Here is a 21,197-nt window from a genome sequence, read left to right on the forward strand (position 1 = left end):
GAACTTGAGAAGCAAGCTATCTGTAGAGCAATTGATAAGGTGGTACGAGGTAGGGTATAGGGGGAGTACTGACCTATACCAATACCTAGACAGGTGATGTGAACAATGTCGTTACGATCAAAGGTACTGGGAGGGGCATGGGAATAGTGGGTCTACACATTAACAAAGTGTCCTGCTATGATCATGCTTCTCTTGGCAATCCTTACACAGTCATAGAAATGATCGGGTCAAGCATGTCACATAAGATGACAGGCACTTACTATTAGTGAGTGACTTGCCTTTCATCCCCCCTACACCTCATATCGAAAGAGGGGGGGCTATTCCACCACCGCACTCTGTACCCCGTTCAAAAAGAATTCCCTTAATCGCAAATTGTGAGAATTATTCTCAATTGCATAATGAAAAAGATCCCAACCATTTAGGGTCAGGTTTGAGCAGTCAAATGCCTAATTCCTCAGCAATCCATTCGGGTTTGTGTAAATACGAATTAGATACAACAAATTCAGAGGCATAATGCCAAGTTCTTTGATTTAAGCTTTCGACTTTCTTCCTCGTAAATTCTACATTCTGGGGGATATCTCTCCAGCTAAGCAATAAAGCATGTTGAGGAGTTACAGGCAAAGTTATCTCTACTGTTTCATATCCTAAGCCCACACCTCTATACATTAATGGTCGATTTTTAGCCTCGGCATCAAAAAATACGCATGGATTATCTGACGTTAAAAATCTGGCTTTGCTGATTGAATGTAAAATAGTCAAATTCATTCTCATCAATATCGAGGTTTGTGCTTGTATTGTTGGCACCATCATCTCTTGAAGGGGATGTTCTGCTATTCTTATAACATCATCCATCGAGTAACTTGGTCCATCAGTTGCTCGCCCAAATTGCATCATTGCATTTTTTTGATCTGGAGTGGCTTGTTCGAAACCCTTTTTAATGATTTCCATTTTATTTTGTACTTTTTGCCACTGATTCTGTAAATGATCCCTTTTTGAAGGGGTTCGTTCGTGAGTAGCTGACACAAAGGCACACAGAATCATACGTTCATCTAGGTTGAGTGGTTGGTTCCTTAAGACTTTATTTTGGATTACTTTTGCGAATTCAGTTTCTAAACCAGAGAGTCCGTGTTCAATCGATAAATTGCGTTCGCCGTTTTCTAACTTTATCGTATACATGTCATTTTCGGTGAAGATATTTTCTGGTGCTTTCTTTTTTGAACTATTCCAGTCTCTAGAATAAAGCCATACGTAAGGGGCATAACCGTCAGGAATATCGCTATCACACCAAGCTTCAAGGTAGCAGCGAGGAATCCAATGTTGTTTTTTGTACATAAGAAAATCCTCCAATTACTGTCACAATATTTCCATTTTAACACAGTTCATTGAATTAGAACTTTTTAGTTTTCGAAGAGCCTATTTCCCATTGTGGAGAGGGGCTTTTTTCGCATTGCTTTTGTGAAAATCCCTTTCTCGTCGTGATTGTTTGTATAGAGGGACAAAACGACAGAGGGAGCGGGACGACATGAATGCAAACGTACAAGTGAAACTGGTGGATTTCTGCTCATATAAGAAGACTGCGAAAGATAAGAAGTGTCCTAAATGCAAAGGTGCGTGATCAGACAAACTGTTGAATTCATATCATATATTACCAACCTTGAAAGGGAGTGGCATCATGAACAAGCAGAGACCCAAGGGAACGGTCAGAGAGATTAATACACCGAACTATCAGCTATTTGCACAAGCACTTATAAACCTTTATAAATCGGGGCAACGGGTCAACTAAAAACCGTTGCTTTTTCTTTTGACATTCACGCGTCAAATAAAACATAAGGTTGGCACAGCATACCCGGAAGTATGGCCGCGGAGAGCTTCAATAATTTCAAGGCCCTTCGAAACAGGAGCTCGGAAATGACCGATACCTTCGGACAAATCACATTGGTAGATGTAATACGGGCGCACTCGCATTTTGACCAAATCATGCATAAGTTTCTTCATAATATAGGTGCTGTCGTTGATACCAGCTAAAATCACGGATTGATTCCCTAGCGGAACGCCGGCGTTGGCTAGCATTTCGCAGGACTTTTTGGCTTCTTCCGTAATTTCCAGTGGATGATTAAAATGTGTATTCAACCATACAGGGTGATATTTCTTAATGATGTTACACAAATTTTCTGTAATTCGTTGCGGGAATACGACAGGAGCCCGAGTGCCAATTCGAATGATTTCCACATGGGGAATCGCCCGCAAATTTTTCAAAATATACTCTAAAATATTGTCATTAATTAACAATCCGTCCCCGCCTGAAAGCAGAACATCTCTCACTTCTGGCGTATTGCGAATATAAGCGATCGCATCGTCCAATTGCTTCTTGGGTACTCCCATCCCCACTTGGCCGGAGAAGCGGCGACGCGTGCAATATCTGCAGTACATCGAACATTGATTCGTTACCAAGAATAGCACCCGATCAGGGTAGCGATGTGTAAGTCCTGGAGTAGGGGAATCTTCATCCTCAAAAAGTGGATCCTCAAGATCATATTTCGTTTTCAATAATTCAGCGGAAATAGGGACGGATTGCATGCGAATCGGGCATCGCGGGTCATTCGGATTCATTAAAGAGGCGTAGTAAGGCGTAATATTTAAAGGAATCGTTTGCGTCGAAATGCGAACGCCTTCTTCTTCCTCAGGGGTTAGATGGACGACTTTTTTCAAATCATCTAACGTGCGAATGGTATGCGTCAGCTGCCAAAGCCAATCATTCCATTGTTCATCTGTTACGTTCTGCCATAATGCAATGTGCTTCCAGTCACGTCGTTGTTCCATTATTGCACCTCCAGCATGGATATCTTCTCACGTAGAGTAAGATGCAAGAAGGATGCCAACTTTCCACGAAACACGGGGAAAATGAAAAAAAACTCAAGCCCATTGACTTGAGTTCAATACTTTTATGCCAACATGTCTAAAAAAGAACGCCCCTCCGTCGCCGAAACAGAAACCGAACAGACGATTTCACAAATAAAAACCACATGGGTGTTTTTTTCTTCTCTGGGTGACGAATGGAACGAGGGACGAGATAACTCGACGGTGGTACGGAAATAGGTTGAGAGCTGATCTCAATTGCCGTGCCACGCTCTTCCAGAAGCGGCAACGCTAGGCTGGCAGCAACTTCGCTTTTACTATCCAGCAACAGATCGATTTTGTGTTCATATTCAGTCAAACGATCTGTGAGGATCATGTTTTCTTCTTTGAGTTTTTTAATAAGTTCATATAATAATTTCATTGTAAGTTTTGGCTTTTTTTGTAATTCGTTGGCAGTGGTTTGGCAAATGGGGGATAACAGAAGCATCAATTCTTCATCACTGATTACTTTGGTTGCCACGTTACTTCCTCCTTTAACGAATGGATTTCAAGAGTATCTAGTCTCTCTATGAATCCCTTTTTAATATCGTAAAGGATTTGAAGAGTGATGTTGCTCGAAAATCGTTGTCGTTTTGCATTTTTTTTGAAGAAGATTGGTAGATTCATAGATTCTTCTTAATTCATTGTGCAATTTCGTATATTCTTCTTAATTCATTGTGCAATTTCATAGATTCTTCCTATTCAGTTTCCCAATGAAGGTTTCCTCACAATACCATAACGGTTCAATTTATACTGTAAGGCTTGCCGTTTTATACCTAGCGCTTGCGCGGTTAGTGTGATGTTGTATTGATGAAAAGCTAGCGCATCCGCAATGGTCTCCTTTTCCATTTGCTTCACTTTATCCGTTAATCGGCCCGTTGCGATAGCATCTGGTTCATTACGCCACATCGTGGCAGGTAGGGAAAGCGTTGTGGTTAAGCTAGCATTTCCCATGAGGTAGGCAGGGAGGTGCCCTTCTTCAATCCATTCACATTCCAGTTCCATCATATTGTAGGTGGATTCAATGGCATGACTAAGTTCCCGTATATTGCCTGGCCAATGATAGTTCATTAAGCGAGCCAATGCGGATGGGGAAATACCACTTATTTTCATGCCAAATAACCCATTAAATTTTTCGATAAAATGTGAAGTGAGTAGTGGAATGTCATCTTTTCTATGCAAGAGTGGAGGGAGCTGCAAATTGACGACATTGAGCCGATAATAAAGATCGCTTCTTAGTAATCCTTTGGTTAACGCTTCTTTAGGGTCAATATTCATGGCTGTGATGATACGGACATCAACTTGTTGTTCATGACTTCCACCAACCCTGCGAACGAGCCCGTCTTGCAGAACACGCAATAATTTGGCTTGCAGGAATAAATCAAGACTATTCAACTCATCGAGGAAAAGCGTGCCACCGTTCGCTTGTTCAAATAATCCCGCACGATCGATAGCGCCAGTAAATGCGCCTCTAGCTGTGCCGAACATAATACCTTCCATCAGTTCATTTGGAACTGCAGCACAGTTCTGAGCAATAAACAGTTTGCTGCGACGGGCACCGGCATTGTGTATGCTCTGAGCGAACAATTCCTTCCCCGTGCCAGTAGGTCCCGACAGGAGCACAGGTGAGCTAGTACGGGAAGCTTTTTTGGCAAAAGCAATGGTTTGCTGGAAGGAGTCACTTGTGCCGATTAAGTCACTGAAATGGTAGCGAGCAGAACTCGTGGTTTTCTTATCTTTGGACGGGGATTCGTAAATTTGATGCCTGAGATCTAGGATCTGATCGTGCAAATGGACAATGCTGGTGATATCCTTGGCCACTTCTAAGGCACCAATGATTTCTTCGTTCTCGATGATCGGATACGTACTGTTAATGGTTGTGATTCGTTTCCCTGTTACACTCACGTACGTTTGAATTTTCTCCCGTATTTCAATGCCAGTTTGCAGTACTTTCATAAAAGTGCTCGTTTCATTCGTGAGTGAGGGAAAGAGGTCAAAGACGTTCTTCCCCACAACTTGTTCACGCTTAAAACCATCCGTTTCAGCCATTTTCTCATTATAAAAAATAGTGATTCCCTTGTTATCAATCAGATGAACACCGACATCAATGATATTCAACATATTCTCAAAATACTTCGCACCATGATCATCATGCTTGGACATTATGTTCACCCGCCTCATGAAGAGTGGTTCCGTGGTTCAATTAACAGCTTATGAGTGGTGACCAAGAAAAATGACCTTGAACGAACAAGAGATTTGCTTGCCCGTGGTAGTAAGTAAGCACATGAATCTTAGGTAAACTGCATAGAAATCGGATAAAACATAATCTAGAAGACTACGACGTCACACTGAGAAGGTGGGTTTCCTGTGAACACACACGTTTATCGGCCCAAGAATCCAGTAAGGTTTGTTACGGCGGCGGCTTTGTTTGATGGACATGATGCTACCATTCATATTATTCGAAGGATTTTGCAAGCATCAGGCGTTGAAGTGATTCATCTAGGTCATAATCGATCGGTTGATGAGGTTGTCCACGCTGCGATTCAAGAAGATGTGCAAGGGATCGCAATTAGCACATATCAAGGCGGACATATGGAATATTTGACGTATATGTATGATCTTCTTCAGCAAAAGGGTGCAAGCCATATTCAAGTTTTTGCAGGTGGCGGAGGTGTCATTGTTCCCTCTGAGATCCGATTCTTAGAGCAATATGGGATTGCTAAAATTTTTTCACCAGATGATGGCCGGGAAATGGGATTACAAGGCATGATCAATTACATGATTCTAGCCGTAGACAAGCTAACACCAAGGCAACTTCCGGAGGAACTCCCGATACCCTTAGAAAGTTTATGGGCAGTCATGGCCAGTGCCATTACGGCAGCTGAAAAAGGCGCTGGAAGTGGACCCATAGCGCCAATGTTACCTATTTTAAGCAACTTACAAACGTCAGCCGCTATCGCTCCTGTTATCGGGATTACGGGGACAGGTGGAGCAGGCAAAAGTACATTAACGGATGAGCTGGTAAGGCGCTATCTGCAGCAATACCCGGATAAAAGCATTGCGATCATCTCTATTGATCCTTCGAAAATGAAAACGGGCGGCGCTCTTCTTGGTGATCGAATCCGAATGAATGCCATCAACAGCCCACGGGTCTATATGCGAAGCTTAGCAACTCGGGGGGCTAAGTCAGAATTAAGTCTAGCTACGAAAGAAGCCATACAAGTCCTCCAGGCTGCCGGTTACCATATGGTGATGGTGGAAACGAGCGGCATCGGGCAAGGCGATTCAGCAATCGTTGAGCTATGCGATGTGTCACTCTATGTAATGACGAGTGAATTTGGCGCCGCAACGCAGTTGGAAAAAATAGACATGATCGATTTCGCAGATATCATTGTCATCAATAAGTTCGACCGTCGCGGCTCGGAAGATGCTATGCGCGATGTTCGCAAGCAGTTTCAGCGCAGCCATGGGTTATTTCACACACCCGCCCATGAACTTCCTGTATTCGGTACGATTGCTAGTCAATTTAACGATCCTGGTACACATAGGTTATTTGCCAAACTCATGAAGGTCATCTCTAGTAAAACAAGCGGCGATTGGCCAGTGACCGAAATTACGAATAGGCAGCCTGCTACTACACAGAATGTTATCATACCGTCAGACCGCGCCGGCTACCTCAGCGAGATTGTGCAATCGATCCGACAATATAAAAAGTTCACAGATGAGCAGACGAAAGTAGCCCGAAAGCTCTACCAGCTGCGTGGAACAAAAGACGTACTAATGTCTGATCTTATAGGAAAAGAAGTAGATTCACTGCTGTTCATGAACATGCTGGAGGAACGCATTGCTCATTATACAAGCCTGATGGATCCTGCTTGCAACAAGCTGCTTCAAGAATGGCCGCAAATTCGACAATCCTATCAGCAAGATGAACGAATCAGCAAGGTTGGCGACCGAGAGCTGAAAGTACCGATGTATACCGAGTCACTCTCCGGAACAAAGATTCCAAAAGTCAGTTTACCTCGGTACGCAGATGACGGGGATCTCCTTCGATGGCTGTTGATGGAAAATCTGCCAGGCTACTTTCCTTATACAGCTGGTGTATTTCCATTTAAACGGACGAGTGAGGATCCAAAACGCCAATTTGCCGGAGAAGGTACGCCTGAGCGCACCAATCGTCGATTCCACTATTTATGCCAAAATGAGGAGGCGAAACGATTATCAACGGCTTTTGATAGTGTAACATTATATGGCCAAGATCCGGACTACCGCCCTGATATTTATGGGAAAATCGGAAATAGCGGTGTAAATGTCTGCACGTTACCGGATATGCAAAAGCTGTTCGATGGATTCGACTTGTGCCATCAATCTACAAGCGTATCAATGACCATCAATGGACCGGCGCCCATAATTTTGGCCATGTACTTGAATACGGCGATTGGGCAGCAAGTGGAGAAGTTTGTTCAACATAAGGGTAGTCAACCAAGTGACGAGGAGTATGCGCAAATCAAAGCGTGGACACTCCAAACGGTTCGAGGGACTGTCCAGGCCGATATTTTAAAAGAAGACCAAGGTCAGAATACGTGCCTTTTTTCAACTGAGTTTGCCTTGAAAATGATGGGTGATATGCAGCAATATTTCATTGATCATCATGTGCGCAACTACTACTCTGTAAGCATAAGCGGCTATCATATTGCGGAAGCAGGGGCGAACCCCATCACACAGTTAGCTTTTACATTGGCCAATGGCTTTACCTATTTGGAATATTATTTGAGCCGTGGCATGCGAATTGACGATTTTGCGCCGAATCTTTCTTATTTTTTCAGTAATGGTCTTGATCCTGAATATACGGTCATGGGGAGAGTCGCGCGTCGCATATGGTCAATTGTCGTTCGATATCGTTATGGCGGCAATGAAAGAAGTCAGAAGCTGAAATACCATATTCAAACATCTGGACGCTCTTTGCATGCGCAAGAAATGGATTTTAATGATATACGAACAAGTCTACAGGCACTCATTGCCATCTACGATAATTGCAACTCTTTGCATACGAATGCCTATGATGAAGCGATTACGACGCCTACTGAGAATTCAGTCCGCAGAGCCATGGCAATCCAATTGATCATTAATAAGGAGTTTGGATTAACGAAGAATGAGAATCCGCTGCAAGGAGCCTATCTTGTAGAAGATTTGACCGATCTCGTGGAGGAAGCCGTTTTAGCTGAATTTGAGCGCATACATGCTCGTGGCGGTGTGCTTGGTGCCATGGAAACACACTATCAACGTGGTAAAATTCAAGATGAATCGCTCACCTATGAACACAAGAAACATTCTGGAGAGTTGCCGATAATTGGCGTAAACACATTCGTAAAACCTCATTTGGATAGTTCTGCAGTTGAAATTGAACTCGCACGCTCAACGATGGAGGAGAAAGAGTCACAGATTCTCGGCTTGCAAGCTTTCAAGGAGCAACACCAATCGTTCTGCCCGGCTGCACTAGAACGATTAAAGCTAGCAGCGTGTCAACAGGGGAACCTTTTTGAAGAACTAATGGAAACGGTTAAAGTTGCTTCGTTAGGACAGATTACAGCAACATTATATGAAATAGGAGGGCAGTACCGCAGGAATATGTAAATTAAAAAAGTTAATAGATTTATATAGCCCTTCCTCTCATTCCATGATATATATGTAGAGAACTAAATTAATTGAATGGAGTGAGAGAAATGAAAATCGCAACACAACTGTATACGCTTCGCAGCTTTCTACAAACACCAGAGACCATTAGTGAGAGCTTGAAGAAAGTAAAGCAAATGGGGTACAATTCCGTACAAGCATCAGGTGTTGGTCCCATCGGTATTCATGAATTTAAAGCGCTTACGGATCAGGCAGGCCTGACCATTTGTGCAACTCACATCGGTTACAATGATTTGTTACATGATATGGATTCCGTTATTGAGAAGCATTTGGCGTGGGATTGCAAATACGTAGGGTTAGGCGGTTTACCTACGGAATTTCGGGAAAATAGACAAGGTTACGCAACATTTGCTACGCAAGCCTCTGAATTTGGCAGACAGTTGAAAAGTGCAGGTTTACAGTTTATTTATCATAATCATGATTTCGAATTCGCCAAATATGATGGGAAAACAGGCATGGATATTTTATTAGAAGAGTCTGATCCACAAGCTGTGGATTTTGAATTAGATGTCTATTGGGTGCAAGCAGGCGGCGCAGATCCGATCGAGTGGATCCGCAAAGTGGATGGACGAATGAAAGTCGTGCATTTCAAAGATATGATGATCACCCATGATCGCAAGCAACGTTTTGCTGAGATTGGTGAAGGAAACATGAATTTCAAAGGCATTATTCAAGCTTGCGAGGAAATTGGCGTAGAGTGGGCAGCAGTAGAGCAGGATGACTGTTATGACCGTAATCCTTTCGAAAGCTTGGAGATTAGCTATAACAATCTTGCCAAATTAGGAATGAAGGGTTAACTCAACTTCTAGGTACGAGATCAATGTGATTATCCCACTCTGGACGGGAGAAACTATGGATGGGAAGTCGTAATTAACAAAAAAAGCTTAGTCCACAGGCAGATGCCTCCAGACTAAGCTTTTTCTATTGACTGACCGCTATCTTTTCTTCAGGTTCACGTTCATGTGTGAGGGGTCTGCTTTTGGATTTGTATACGCCAAGCATCTGACCTGTCCCCAAAGCTGTACAGATGAGCGGTTGATCCGCGATATGCACGGCAACGCCAGTCTCGGCACGAATCCGTTCATCGATCCCTTCCAACAAGGCGCCACCACCACAAAGCAATATCCCTTGCTCCATGACATCACCCGCAAGCTCCGGTGGGCAGAGCTCCAAGGTAGCTCGAATCGCTTCAATAAGTGACCCTAAGAATTCATTGACGACGGTGTAAATTTCACTGGAGACCAATCGAATGGAACGGGGTAATCCATCAACTAGATCACGACCACGAATATCTAACGTTCGCTCCTCCGTTGAAGTGCTGGCAGTTCCAATTTCCATTTTAATCTGTTCAGCGGTTCGTTCTCCAATTTCTAGGTTATACTGCCGCTTCACATAATCCATGATGTCACGATCGATCGAGAGCCCCCCCTGGTTAATCGTATGACTTGCGACAATACCTCCAAGGGACAAAACGGCTACTTGACAGGTGCCTCCACCGATATCGAGTACCAAATGGCCAATGGGTTCCTCGAGCATAAGTCCAGCTCCAAGCGCTGCGGCAAGCGGCTCCTCAACTGCGATCGCTTTCTTAGCTCCCTTGTGAACAATGGTTTCTTCAATTGCACGCTTCTGGACGTTTGTTATACCACAAGGAACTGTGATGTAAATCTGTGAACTGCGCAAAAACGAGGATCTGCCTTGAATTTTTTTAATGAAATATTTCAACATGATGCTTGTCTTGTCAAAATTAGCAATGACGCCATTGATTAAAGGGTACGTGATCTCCACATGAGCAGGTGCTCGACCAATCATCGCTTGTGCTTCCGTTCCTGCCGCTAGTAATTCACCCGTTTGTAGGTTAAAAGCGACGACGGATGGCTCGTTGAGCACAATACCTTTTCCTTTTTCAAAAATAACAGTGTTAGAAGTACCTAAATCAATCCCATATAATTTATCGAACTGTTTGAACATTACTTATTCCTCCTTAGATTGTAGTAAGGCGCAGCTTGGAGGTGGTATTCACGTCTGTATAGTATTCTTGTTCGTTTGCAGTTTTCAGAGGGTTGCATCGTAATTACCAGGATAAACCACTTTTTTGGAGTTGTATCGCAGCATGGATCTATGATTAAAAAGGGGAATTATGGTATGAGTCAGAATATACTATGCTACGACTTACTTTGAGAACGAAGGGAGAACTCGACAATGTTTGAACAACAGATTGCAGTAAATCAGAGAGCGAAATTCGGTCAAACCATTCAGGTTAGATTGGTCTCCAACTTAGGGAGATCGCAAGCCTACTACAGGGATGTTCTGGGTTGCAAGATTGACGAATGGGGCCATGCTGAGCGCGATCATATGTGCTTTCTTTTACAACAAGCCGTTTCTATCGAAGATGTGCAGCCAAATCGTGTATCGCAAAAGCGTTCCGATTATCCGACTGAATGGGAAGGCCCGGACCAGGCATGGGATACCTTTATTCATGTAACTTGGGAAGATTTGGACGCGTTGATTGAAGAAGTGCGTGGCAAAGGTGGAAGGATTGCAACGGAGCCCTTTACGGGGGCACATGGAAATTGGGAGTTCAAAAATGCCTACATACAAGATCCAGACGGGTACAATTTAGTTCTTGGTGCGATGCGGCAAATACAAGATAAATGAGGGACAATCCATGCGTGTTCAAATACAAACCGTTATCGAATCGTTAATTGCCCCAGTAGGAAGGCTCGATCAGACCGTAGATACGTTGAAATTCGGCCATCCGGACACAGAGGTGACGGGCATCGTTACGGCCTTCATGCCTACACAATATGTTATCGAGCAAGCTAAAGCGCGAGGGGCGAATCTCATCGTTGCTCACGAGGGAGCTTTCTTCTCGCATCATGATGATACGGCCTTTCTGCATAAGGATCCTATCTATGAGGAAAAACGACAGGTTCTTGAAGCATCGGGTATCGCGCTATTTCGATTTCATGATTATTATCATCGGTATAAACCTGATGGGGTTACGGAAGGGCTGATTCAATCACTCAATTGGCTGTCTTTCGTAAAGGAGCATCATGCGGCTTCTTCCGTCCTGCATATTCCTACTGAAACGGTAAGTGGCCTAGTAGAACATGTGAAGAAATGCCTCGATATACCGTATGTAAGAGTAGTAGGTGAATTGGGGTTGGAGTGTTCGAAAATAGGGCTGCTCGCGGGTTATCGAGGTGGAGCTCAGAACGTGCTTCCGCTTTTTGCCAAGGAACAACTTGATCTCGTTATTTACGGGGAAGGTCCGGAATGGGAAACGCCTGAATATGTAAGGGACGCTGTTTACCAAGGAAAGCATAAAGCATTAATCGTTCTAGGTCATGCTGAGAGTGAAGAACCAGGGATGAAACTTTTGGCGGATAGACTGACTTCCCGTTATCCTGATATTCCTGTTCATTACATCAAAGAACGTCCTATATTCCAAATAGGCTAAAAGAGTGTCTAGTAGCAGGAGCAGGTGCCCTAGCAGCCTGTTCTTTTTGTTGCCAATCCATGAATACCAGAGGAGTTGACGCCAGTTGACTGTCTATCACTTAACATGCGATGTTGCTCAGCCACAACAAGGTCACCGATTAGCAGATATTCCTGCACATGATCCTTTTATTTTTGCTGATAGCCGTACAGGTACGTATTACTTGTATACAGGAGCCTCGCCAAGGTTGCATGGGTTGGAACGTTATGGCATTATTACTTACAAAAGCATGAATTTAACGGAATGGGAAGGACCTTACACCGTATTCACTGTTCCTGATGACGTTTGGGCCCATCCGCAGCATGGTGCGTGGGCACCTGAAGTCCATGCGTATCATGGACGATTTCATTTAATAAATGAACATGCACATGTGCTGCCGGAAACGATGATGACGCTCGAAGGTACCCGTTAGATCGCTGGATGATCATTTGTTATAAGGAGAGAAAATTATGAAGAAACTTCGTTGTGCGATCTTAGATGACTACCAGCAAGTCGCGTTAACTTCCGCGAATTGGGAGCGGATCATGGATAAGGTTGAGGTTAAGAGTATCGGACATCATATCGATCAGCCAGAAGAATTGCTTGAACAGATCGCTGACTGTGAAATTATCGTTATTATGCGCGAACGGACGCCTTTCCGTGCAGAGTTGCTTGCTCAGCTTCCAAATTTAAAATTGCTGATTACGACAGGCATGCGCAATGCATCCATCGATATGTCCGCAGCAGCTTCACAAGACATCATTGTCTGCGGAACGGGCGGAGCAGGCAATGCAACAGCGGAGCTTACTTGGGCATTGCTATTAGGACTCGCTAGAAACATCGTAGTCGAGCATAACGCTATTCGCAGCGGTCAATGGCAGAGTACACTTGGAACAGATTTGTACGGTAAAACACTTGGTGTACTTGGACTTGGTAAACTTGGCAGTAAGATCGCGAAATTCGGTCAGGCATTCGGTATGGATGTCATGGCGTGGAGCCAGAATTTGACGAAAGAGCGGACCGATGAGGTTGGCGTGAAATTAGCCGCTTCCAAGGAGGAACTTCTGGAAAACAGCGATTTCATATCGATTCATCTCGTCCTAAGCGATCGAACTAGAGGTTTAATTGGGGCAGGTGAGCTCAATCGGATGCGCCGTTCAGCTTATTTAGTTAATACATCACGTGCGCCAATCGTAGATCAAACTGCACTTGCAGATGTTCTACAGTCTGGTAGAATCGCAGGTGCCGCGGTAGATGTGTTCGATGTGGAACCTTTGCCTAAAGATGATATCTATCGATCGCTTCCCAACCTGCTCACAACACCACATATCGGTTACGTATCCAAAGCGAATTATGAAGCCTTTTATCGCGACGTGGTGGAAGATATTGAAGCTTATCTGTTCGGTGAACCTGTGCGAAGATTGAATTAATGAACAGGGGGAATCAGATTGGAATACATAAGGGATTATGCGATGTATGCATCTGTATTTGGCCTGTTTAGCTTCGTCTGGTTCGGTTGGGCACAAGAGAATCCTAGGCCAAGTTGGCGAATTTACCTGGGGATTTCTTCCGGGATAGCACTGCTCGTCTGCTTGCTAGGTGTCTATTTGAGCGTGAAGAACTGGCAGGAACCCTCCGCATTGAATGATCAGGCTGCTTTTCGTGATTATTTACTTTCGTTTTATACGGAATTTGTTGTAGGCGGTGCAGGAGCATTTGTCCTCATCAGGAAAAAACGTCAAGCGTATGTTGCTCCTTGGATCGCTTTTATCGTCGGCATTCATTTTATTAGTTTAAAAAGTGTTTTTAAAGATCCCAGCTTGTGGATACTGGCCGCGTTAATGGTAGCCGTCTCGCTGGTTGCCATAATCGTTTCTCCTAAACTCAAAGTGGCGAATAGCGCGATTACAGGCATAGGTGCTGGCATCGTATTGTTCGCTTTCGCCCTACTAGGTTTGATCCGATTTATATCTGTATAGGAGCAGTACAAACAAAAACCGACTGAGATTCGTCTCAGTCGGTTTTTTGTAGTTTCACTTCAACTTCTCTCGCATGGACGCTCGATACTGCGTAGGAGAAGTACCTACAAGCTTCAGAAAATTACGACTAAAGCTAGCAAAAGATTCGTAACCAACTTCAAACGCGATATCCGTCACTTTCATCTCAGAAGTCGTTAATAAACTGCACGCATGACGAATACGTGTCTCCTGAAGCAGTGTAACAAAGGTTACGCCTAGATGTTGGGATAATATTTGAGTTACGCGAGACGGGTGGCAATGAAAATGAGCGCCGATCTGCTCCAACGTCAGCGGGTCCCGATAGTGCGTATGAATATATCGCAAAATCGTCCAAGGCAGAGCCGTCTTGGGTGGCGTCTCCGTAATCGGCTGACGTGAAGGAATTGGCTGAAGCCTATGCAAGTAGGCAAGGATTCGCTGGAGCTCACCTTTCAAGAGAAGTGGCTGCCACATATCAGCGGGCAACTCATATTCTCGCAGCATAGCTTGAAGCTTCTGGGTTATGAACTCACATTGCTCCATGCCTAGGTCATAGTGAGTCTGGAATGGATTATGATCCGAAAGAAGCAGTCGTTCAGCGGGGTCACCAAGCAACTCTAAGCCAAACATACAGTTGAACAAGATTAAAGGACTGCCAGGACCTGCAGTGATTTCGTGCACTTGATAAGGAAGCAGTAATGTAAAAGTTCCAGGTTTCATGGGATGTGTTTGACCGTTGACGGTTTCGTATCCGAGGCCTTCTACAACCAAAGAGAATTCCAGAAAATCATGACGATGGCTTGGGAAATGCTGATCAACCCGATTAATCGATAAATGAAACGGGAAGGATCCGATATTCGGATAATCCGATAGCTGTTTATTCATGGGAAAGGTCATAGAATCACTGCCTATTCAAGAAATGAGAGGTTTGTTCAAGGAATGATAAGTATAGTAAGCACACCTATTGTAACCTAAAGTCAGATAAGATTGAAGGAGGAACACAGATGACTTTAACCATCGGTTCATTAAAATCAAGCTCTATTATTACTAGACATCCAGCTAACCCCATTCTTACGGCAGATTCCGTGCCCTATCCGACAGCGCTTACATTCAATGCAGGTGTCACCAAGTTCCAAGGCCAGTACGTCATGGTGTTCCGTAATGACCACGGTTCCGTCAAGAATGAAACGTTAGAACCGTCACATACAACAGATTTAGGACTTGCCTACAGTAAAGATGGCATCCACTGGGATGTGCAATCTCGCCCTTGCTGGAAACTTTATGATGAGGAAATTACGCGCGTATATGATCCAAGATTAACTGTGATGTATGGACGCGTATACATGTGTTTTGCTGTTGATACGCGTCATGGAGTCAGAGGCGGCATTGCCGTGACGGATGACTTTGATCGCTTCGAAATCCTCTCGATGTCAGCACCTGACAACCGGAATATGGTTCTTTTTCCTGAGAAAATCAATGGCAATTATGTGCGTCTAGAGCGTCCATTCCCCGTGTACAGCCGTGGTAAAGATCAATTTGATATCTGGCTTTCCAAGTCACCTGATCTTAAGTACTGGGGAGAAACTGATCTCGTCCTAGGTGTCGAGCATGTCCCGTATGCGAATGATAAAATTGGACCTGCTGCACCGCCAATCCGTACTTCAAAAGGATGGTTGACGACCATTCATGCTGTTGATATTGATCCGAACCGCGGTAAAAATGGCTGGGAGAACACGTGGAAAAAACGCTATACAGCTGGCATTATGCTGCTTGATTTGGATAATCCGCAGAAAGTAATCGGCCTCTATAAAGAGCCATTACTAGCTCCGGAAGTTAGCTATGAAACAGATGGCGGTTTCCGTAATGATGTTATTTTCCCAGGAGGTATGGTGCTGGAAGATGATGGTGAAGTAAAAATTTACTACGGTGCAGCGGATACAGTAGAGTGCTTGGCAACCGCTCATGTGGATGATTTGGTTAAGTTGTGTTTGGAAGGAAACAAATAAATAATCGGTCAATATTCGAATAACCTTGTCATATCCTCAAAGGGATGACGAGGTTTTTTGTTGTGCTTGTAGTCCTGTCCTGACAAAAAGAAGGATAATGAAGCTTTCTCATGGTATGATTTGTTTAACCGCAATTCTCATCAGAGTAAGTAAATCTCTTAAGGATGGTGTCGTACTAGTCATGCATACAAATACAAAAAATCAAATTCAAAGTTATTTAGCGCGTATCGGTTTTCAAGGTGAACTAGATGGTAGTGCCAAGACGCTTGCTGATCTACAGGAACGGCATTTATACACAGTTCCTTATGAGAATCTAGATATTCTAGCCCATAAACCGCTCTCTCTCGATCCACAGGATCTCTATCAGAAGATTGTTATCCAACAGCGTGGCGGGTACTGTTTTGAACTAAATGCTTTATTCGGCTGGCTGCTTCGTGAGTTAGGTTACAAGGTAACGGACTTCGTTGCTCGATTTTGGCGTGACACGGCTGACCTGCCACCCAAAAGGCGTCATCACGTGCTAAAGGTCGAAGCAGAAGGCGTCAACTATCTTTGCGATGTTGGTGTTGGCGGCATGGTGCCTCTCAGGGCGGTTGCCTTCATCGAAGGATTGGAACAACAGCAAGGCGATGAATGTTATAAGCTTGAGAAAGACTCCGATTATGGCTGGTCGCTGTGCGAACATAAAAACAACGGTTGGCATCGTATTTACACCTTTACAGAGGAACGGCAACTACCGAAAGACTATTTGTTTGCGAGTTTCTGGTGTGAGCAGGCTCCGGATTCGATTTTCAATAAATATCCGATTGTTGCAAAACGAACACCAGAGGGACGGCTTACCGTTGCTAATCAAGAGTTCCGCATCTTCAACGCGGAAGGAGTAAGTACGTTTACGCCACAGTCGCCTGAAGCGTTTGACGCTGCGTTGTTATCTTATTTTGGCATTAATCTTCGTAAAGTTATCGGTTGAGTATAGAGGCGTATAGGGGGAATGTATTTTTAAAGGGAGTGAGAGGGTTTGAAGCGCATCGTACTGACTTGTGTATTCGTAACGTCGATCGTTTTATCGCAATTGTTGTCTTCTCCGGCCACCGCCGTCGAAGCGGAGCTGCTAGCTAAGAAGCTGCCTACAATGCTCATACTGACAGAGAAACAAACAGCTATGTATGATACTCCTAATGGTAAACAAATCGGAACAACATCAGCTGCAGTAGTAAATGTGCTCGATGCCGAATCCGGGTGGCAATCACATCTTATTCAAGAATCCGATCCACTGATATGGTATAAGATATCGGCGGAAGAGGGAGAAACATGGATTAAACCTGTACACCCCGAGTTCCCTGAAGACTTCTTCGAATGGATTCAAACCACAGGGATAGAGTACCTTTACGATCACCCAAGAGAGCAAGGGAAAACATTGAATACGATATCTCCGCAACCGCTTAAATCGGTGGGAACGATCAACGGATACTACAGAATTCAGACTTGGTTAGGTTACCAATGGATCAAACCGAAGCATCAACTTGTTCCGTATCGAATTCCAGTGGATGAAACCATTACTTTGAACGAAAGCATTCCTATTTTTGATGTTCCAGAAGGGGACTCACAGGTGAACGGCTATTTGAGTGCTTCACAGTCGGTGACCGCCTTTGAACGAATCAATCGAGAATGGTTTCATATCCATACGTGGTTGGGAGAACAATGGATCAATTTGTCCTATTCGCTGCCGAAAGATTTACAAACGCGAAATGAAACAATTGAGCTTAAAGAAAATACGCCACTCTATGAACACCCCAATCGTCAAGCGAACATAAGAGGAACTCTTGCTCCGCAAGTCGTGTCGGCGTTCGAAAGCGGCAGTGGTTGGCATCATATAGAGAGTAGCTGGCTTGGGGATGCCTGGGTTTATGTTACGGAACCAGCGGCGGATCCGGAGACGTACATCCCACCAAGCATTGTTACAAATCAGTTGTTGGCTGGAGACTGGCAACAGTTCCAATACGATCCAGATTCCACAGGAGGTAAGAGTGGTTTTCCACTAGCTCCGTTGATTGGCTTGGATACAAACCGAGGTGCTAATAAGTCTGATGGCATTTTCCCGTATGGCCAGCCAGTTCCAATTCGCTTCGAATGGATGAATGCAAGCGATAACGGGATCATACTTAAGCAGGCAGACAATCTTGTTATTGAAATATCGCGAGTAACAGGTTCGTTTTACGAACGTTCACAAGAAGTTGTGTGGAGCGGCAAGCTGCCTGTACTCAATTTTACGTTTAAAACGAGAATGCAGAGTGCGATGATCACATTTGACTGGGATGGGAAAGATTCGGATGGAAAACAAGTTCCTTTCGGTGAGTATGTGGTTAGTTTGAAAGCTCCATTGACGATCCCTAATAGAATCGAAGGAAGTCAAGAAGAGCAGTTGCAAAAGGTGGCATTCTCCATGTATACGCGAAGACCATTTTTCATTGGGGCGCCATGACACACTAAAAAGCAATGAATAAAGCAGGATGCCCGAGGCATGCTGCTTTATTCATTTTTTCGTTTTTTATACATGTGAGGCGTCATGCCTGTTTTTATTTTGAATAAGCGACTGAAATAGCGTTGATCCTGATATCCAATCATTTCGGCAATATCGGCGCAGCTTAATCGTGAATTGCGCAGTAGATCGCAGGCGCGATTCATTCTTTGTAATAGGATATATTCATAGGGGGACATCCCTAAGGATTCTGTAAAGACAGTCCTGTAATGACTGACGCTCAGATGTTCCATATCAGCAAGCTGTTGTAAGGTTAATGGATGATGAAAATTTTCGTGGATAAATCGCAAGGAGGATTCAATTCGATTGGTAAGGTTCGTGGATGATAACTTAGATTTCTGCACATTTCGACCGATGAACACCAACAATGAAATGACATATTGGCTTGCATCTAGTTGTAAAAATAAATCCCTCTGGGAAAACACTCGAAATAAAGACTGAAATGTTTGGATAATCTCTTCCATTCCGCTAAGATAGTACACTTTGCCTGTGGGTAGTCCACAAGATTTCAACACTTCGTCTGCCGAGTTTCCCGAAAAATGAACCCAGACATATACCAGTTCCTGATCTCCAGCACTTTCAAAATAGAAGGGCAGATGGGGTGTGAAGATGATGCACTCACCTGGTGCCATAGATGTGTCAAGTTCTCCGGTTTGTACACGAATGTTGCCTTTGACCATATACAACAAGAAATAATCATTCCGAACGGAATTAGCCACATAGCGACTCTGCATAACCTGACATCCCGTACAGTTAACGATGAGATAGGTGTCATCTACAGCGTAATCGTTGTCGTTATCCCAAATATTGCGATAATAAGCTTGTTGCTTCATTCCATCACTCCCGTTGATTTGTCCACATTTTACGTTGGATTCTGACTCCCTAGAAAGCATTTTAAGTTATATCATTGGGTAAATCAAACAAATAATCAACGGGAGAAGGTTCTCATTTGAAAAGACAGATTGTCAACATGATTAATTTTATTCGTGCTGTAGAGCCGAGGCCGGGTAGAGTCATTGATTTAGTTAAACCTGTCGTAGAGCAACTAAAACTGCTTAAGAAGCATGAGCTTAAAGGAACATTTCTGTTTCAATATGATGCATTGAGTAGCCCCGAATACACATCTTTGTTCGATGAAATAGACTCGGAACGCGTAGAACTTGGAGTATGGTTGGAGGTTGTAGAACCGTTGACATCCAAAATTGGAATCCCGTGGAGAGGCCGGTTTCCTTGGGATTGGCATGCGCATTGTGGATTTACGGTCGGATATACAAGCAAACAACGGGAGCAGATCATTGATACGATTATGAATGACTTTTATACGGTGTTTCACAGATACCCTAGATCTATTGGTTCCTGGAGCTTGGATGCTCATACAATAACGTATTTGTCCGAAAAATATGAAATCGATGCCCTATGTATTTGTAAGGATCAGTGGGGAACAGATGGATATAATCTCTGGGGAGGCTATTATAATCAAGGGTATTATCCAAGCCGCAACAACTATTTTAGTCCCGCACAAACACTGGAACAACAGATTAACATTCCAATCCTGCGTATGTTGGGATCTGATCCGATTCACCAATACGATGTAGGTTTGAATCTAGAGACTGGCGCACCTGCCCATCAGCCTGTCATCACGCTTGAACCTGTCTATCATACGCTTGGTGGTGGCGTAAATACGTGGACGGATTGGTACTTGAAAGAAAACTTTAGTGGCAATTGCCTCTCTTTTGGCTATACCCAGGTCGGACAAGAGAACAGTTTTGGCTGGGAGAAGATGAGTCAAGGACTTACGTATCAATTTGAACAGATAGCCAAACTTCAAAAAGAAGGCGTGCTAGACGTTGAAACACTTGGCGAAACAGGCTGTTGGTTTAAGCGTACCTACACCGAAACGCCAGCGTCCGTAGTTGCTGCTTTTAGCGATTCGATGGAAAAAGGGTGTTCGTCAGTTTGGTACAACAGTAAGTATTACCGTGTCAATTGGTATACAGAGAACGAACGATTTTGGATCAGGGATATGCACTTATTTTGTGAAAATTATCGCGAGCGTTATGTGGATGAAGTGTGTACAGGCAACCAATTACAGTTTAACAATCTGCCGATAATGGATGGATATCGATGGAGCGGCAATCACATTCGTGCAGGGATATATCCATTTTATAGTGTTGACGGACAACTGCTGCCACTTACATTTGAGCATATTGCCTATCAGGAGGAAGATGGCAGAGCCATTCTTTCATTTACAGGTACAGCCTGCGGAACAATTACAGTGACACTCGATGATGATGCCATGTCAATAACAATGGATAAGAACGCGGATCAAATCTTATGGATACCCAAATATGACGCAAATGCTCAAAGCTTGCCGCGGATCACACATGCAACGGAAAGCGAACTGCACATGGTGTATGATCAATTCGCATATAGCCCGTTTCAAGTGCTGCAAGGCACGTTGGATTCTAGCTATTCGCTGCGAGCGAAAGACAATCAGATTAAATTATCGTTTCGTGGGAAGTAAGTCACATTTCCGCTTCACCTACAATATGATGGGTCTAGACATATACTCAATTGAGGTGAGC

General features: G+C 43.9%; 17 protein-coding genes and 1 pseudogene. 11 read left to right on the top strand and 7 right to left on the bottom strand.

The window, feature by feature from the left end; all coding sequences use genetic code 11:
• Window positions 1–438 precede the first annotated feature (438 nt).
• The 4 genes and pseudogenes from J2736_RS05995 to J2736_RS06010 all read right to left on the bottom strand — a co-directional run bounded on the left by J2736_RS05995 (window position 439) and on the right by J2736_RS06010 (window position 5,058).
• Complete coding sequence (locus J2736_RS05995) at window positions 439–1,332, bottom strand: DUF4238 domain-containing protein (RefSeq protein ID WP_310224395.1); 894 nt, start codon at window positions 1,330–1,332, stop codon at window positions 439–441.
• Between the two features lie 498 nt (window positions 1,333–1,830).
• Window positions 1,831–2,820: pseudogene (gene kamA / locus J2736_RS06000) on the bottom strand (lysine 2,3-aminomutase); the annotation flags it as partial.
• 136 nt (window positions 2,821–2,956) lie between these two features.
• Window positions 2,957–3,376: a hypothetical protein gene (locus J2736_RS06005; RefSeq protein ID WP_310224396.1), complete on the bottom strand. Its 420-nt coding sequence runs from the start codon at window positions 3,374–3,376 to the stop codon at window positions 2,957–2,959.
• 221 nt (window positions 3,377–3,597) lie between these two features.
• The gene (locus J2736_RS06010) at window positions 3,598–5,058 is read right to left on the bottom strand and encodes a sigma-54 interaction domain-containing protein (RefSeq protein ID WP_310224397.1); all 1,461 of its coding nucleotides are present in this window, start codon (window positions 5,056–5,058) and stop codon (window positions 3,598–3,600) included.
• Window positions 5,059–5,262: 204 nt separating this feature from the next.
• Between J2736_RS06010 and icmF the strand changes: the two genes are divergently transcribed.
• Together icmF and J2736_RS06020 are read left to right on the top strand one after the other, a co-directional pair.
• On the top strand, window positions 5,263–8,529 hold the full coding sequence (gene icmF / locus J2736_RS06015) for a fused isobutyryl-CoA mutase/GTPase IcmF (protein WP_310224399.1): 3,267 nt from the start codon (window positions 5,263–5,265) through the stop codon (window positions 8,527–8,529).
• 89 nt (window positions 8,530–8,618) lie between these two features.
• Window positions 8,619–9,386: a sugar phosphate isomerase/epimerase family protein gene (locus J2736_RS06020; protein WP_310224400.1), complete on the top strand. Its 768-nt coding sequence runs from the start codon at window positions 8,619–8,621 to the stop codon at window positions 9,384–9,386.
• 124 nt (window positions 9,387–9,510) lie between these two features.
• Here J2736_RS06020 and mreB read toward each other — a convergent pair whose 3' ends face one another.
• On the bottom strand, window positions 9,511–10,560 hold the full coding sequence (gene mreB, locus J2736_RS06025) for a rod shape-determining protein (protein ID WP_310224401.1): 1,050 nt from the start codon (window positions 10,558–10,560) through the stop codon (window positions 9,511–9,513).
• A 231-nt stretch (window positions 10,561–10,791) separates the two neighbouring features.
• Between mreB and J2736_RS06030 the strand changes: the two genes are divergently transcribed.
• The 5 genes from J2736_RS06030 to J2736_RS06050 all read left to right on the top strand — a co-directional run bounded on the left by J2736_RS06030 (window position 10,792) and on the right by J2736_RS06050 (window position 14,049).
• A complete protein-coding gene (locus J2736_RS06030) occupies window positions 10,792–11,247 on the top strand; it encodes a VOC family protein (RefSeq protein WP_310224403.1) in 456 nt (151 codons plus the stop codon).
• Window positions 11,248–11,257: 10 nt separating this feature from the next.
• The gene (locus J2736_RS06035; protein ID WP_310224404.1) at window positions 11,258–12,052 is read left to right on the top strand and encodes a Nif3-like dinuclear metal center hexameric protein; all 795 of its coding nucleotides are present in this window, start codon (window positions 11,258–11,260) and stop codon (window positions 12,050–12,052) included.
• 85 nt (window positions 12,053–12,137) lie between these two features.
• On the top strand, window positions 12,138–12,503 hold the full coding sequence (locus tag J2736_RS06040; protein ID WP_310224405.1) for a family 43 glycosylhydrolase: 366 nt from the start codon (window positions 12,138–12,140) through the stop codon (window positions 12,501–12,503).
• A gap of 37 nt (window positions 12,504–12,540) precedes the next feature.
• On the top strand, window positions 12,541–13,500 hold the full coding sequence (locus tag J2736_RS06045) for a D-2-hydroxyacid dehydrogenase family protein (RefSeq protein ID WP_310224406.1): 960 nt from the start codon (window positions 12,541–12,543) through the stop codon (window positions 13,498–13,500).
• 18 nt (window positions 13,501–13,518) lie between these two features.
• On the top strand, window positions 13,519–14,049 hold the full coding sequence (locus tag J2736_RS06050; RefSeq protein ID WP_310224407.1) for a hypothetical protein: 531 nt from the start codon (window positions 13,519–13,521) through the stop codon (window positions 14,047–14,049).
• Between the two features lie 54 nt (window positions 14,050–14,103).
• Here the strand turns inward: J2736_RS06050 and J2736_RS06055 are convergent, their stop codons facing one another.
• Entirely contained in the window at window positions 14,104–14,952 is an 849-nt protein-coding gene (locus J2736_RS06055) for a helix-turn-helix transcriptional regulator (RefSeq protein WP_310224408.1), read from the bottom strand.
• A gap of 119 nt (window positions 14,953–15,071) precedes the next feature.
• Between J2736_RS06055 and J2736_RS06060 the strand changes: the two genes are divergently transcribed.
• The 3 genes from J2736_RS06060 (at window position 15,072) to J2736_RS06070 (ending at window position 18,555) form a co-directional block, all read left to right on the top strand.
• Window positions 15,072–16,073, top strand: coding sequence for a glycoside hydrolase family 130 protein (locus J2736_RS06060; protein WP_310224409.1), 1,002 nt, complete (start codon window positions 15,072–15,074; stop codon window positions 16,071–16,073).
• A gap of 181 nt (window positions 16,074–16,254) precedes the next feature.
• Window positions 16,255–17,043 carry an arylamine N-acetyltransferase family protein gene (locus tag J2736_RS06065; RefSeq protein WP_310225232.1) on the top strand — a complete coding sequence of 263 codons (789 nt, stop codon included), beginning with the start codon at window positions 16,255–16,257 and terminating at the stop codon, window positions 17,041–17,043.
• 48 nt (window positions 17,044–17,091) lie between these two features.
• Entirely contained in the window at window positions 17,092–18,555 is a 1,464-nt protein-coding gene (locus J2736_RS06070) for a flagellar hook assembly protein FlgD (protein ID WP_310224410.1), read from the top strand.
• 47 nt (window positions 18,556–18,602) lie between these two features.
• On the opposite strand, the gene J2736_RS06075 is transcribed toward J2736_RS06070, so the two are convergent.
• Complete coding sequence (locus tag J2736_RS06075; RefSeq protein WP_310224411.1) at window positions 18,603–19,445, bottom strand: helix-turn-helix domain-containing protein; 843 nt, start codon at window positions 19,443–19,445, stop codon at window positions 18,603–18,605.
• Between the two features lie 116 nt (window positions 19,446–19,561).
• On the opposite strand from J2736_RS06075, the gene J2736_RS06080 reads away from it, so the two are divergent.
• Window positions 19,562–21,136: a hypothetical protein gene (locus J2736_RS06080; protein WP_310224412.1), complete on the top strand. Its 1,575-nt coding sequence runs from the start codon at window positions 19,562–19,564 to the stop codon at window positions 21,134–21,136.
• Window positions 21,137–21,197 lie beyond the last annotated feature (61 nt).

Origin of the sequence: Paenibacillus qinlingensis, assembly GCF_031455095.1 — a bacterium.
Lineage (GTDB): Bacteria > Bacillota > Bacilli > Paenibacillales > NBRC-103111 > Paenibacillus_E > Paenibacillus_E qinlingensis_A.